This is a genomic window from Streptomyces sp. NPDC036764 (assembly GCF_055609385.1).
Genome location: NZ_JBVJPT010000034.1, coordinates 1 through 1,397, shown reverse-complemented (window position 1 = coordinate 1,397; position 1,397 = coordinate 1). Strand labels below are relative to the sequence as shown.

The window sequence follows — 1,397 nt, the reverse complement described above, 5'->3', positions numbered from 1 at the left end:
GTCCGACCGGGTCTGTACGAAGAAGGCCTGGTGGTCGACAAGCCCCTGGAAATCGTCGGTGACGGGCCCGTCGCGGACATCGAGATCCGCGCCCATGACGCCGACGCGCTGATGTTCCGGACGAGCATGGGCCGGGTCACAAATCTGACCCTGCGCCAGACCGGCGGTAAGTGGTATGGCGTGGACATCGCACAGGGGCGGCTGGAGCTCGAAGGCTGCGACATCAGCAGCCAGGGCCTCGCCTGCGTCGCCATCCGCAACGGCGCCGACCCACGCCTGCGCCGCAACCAGATCCACGACGGCAAGGCGGGCGGCGTCTTCGTCTATGACAACGGTATGGGCACGCTGGAGGACAACGACATCACCGGCAACACCATGTCGGGTGTGGAGATCATGACGGGCGGTAACCCCACCCTGCGCCGCAACCGGATCCACGACAACAAGGCGGTCGGCGTCTTCGTCCAGGACAGCGGTATGGGCGCGCTGGAGGACAACGACATCGCCGGCAACACCTTGTCGGGTGTGGAGATCACGACGGGCGGTAACCCCACCCTGCGCCGCAACCAGATCCACGACAACAAGGAGAACGGCGTCTTCGTCCAGGACAACGGGATGGGCACGCTGGAGGACAACGAAATCACCGGCAACACCTTGTCGGGTGCGGAGATCAAGACGGGCGGCAACCCCACCCTGCGCCGCAACCAGATCCACGACAACAAGCAGGGCGGGGTCTTCGTCCAGGACAACGGTATGGGCACGCTGGAGGGCAACGACATCGCCGGCAACACCCTCTCGGGTGTGACGATCATGACGGGCGGCAGCCCCACCCTGCGCCGCAACCAGATCCACGACAACAAGGAGAACGGCGTCTTCGTCCAGGACAACGGTATGGGCACGCTGGAGGACAACGACATCACCGGCAACACCTTGGCGGGTGTGGAGATCAAGACGGGCGGCAGCCCCACCCTGCGCCGCAACCAGATCCACGACAACAAGCAGAACGGCGTCTTCGTCCAGGACAACGGTATGGGCACGCTGGAGGACAACGACATCACCGGCAACACCCTCTCTGGTGTGGAGATCAAGACGGGCGGCAACCCCACCCTGCGCCGCAACCAGATCCACGACAACAAGCAGGGCGGCGTCTTCGTCCAGGACAGCGGTATGGGCGCGCTGGAGGGCAACGACATCGCCGGCAACACCTTGTCGGGTGTGGAGATCACGACGGGCGGTAACCCCACCCTGCGCCGCAACCAGATCCACGACAACAAGCAGGGCGGCGTCTTCGTCCAGGACAACGGGATGGGCACGCTGGAGGGCAACGACATCACCGGCAACACCTTGGCGGGTGTGACGATCAAGACGGGCGGCAACCCCACCCTGCGCCGCAACCAGAT

Annotated in this window: 1 protein-coding gene; it reads left to right on the top strand. The window is 64.9% G+C overall.

All coding sequences use genetic code 11. From position 1 onward, the window contains the following. Positions 1-30: 30 nt before the first annotated feature. A partial coding sequence (locus tag ACZ69Q_RS45415) for a right-handed parallel beta-helix repeat-containing protein (RefSeq protein ID WP_471054705.1) occupies positions 31-1,397 on the top strand: 1,367 nt, incomplete at its 3' end.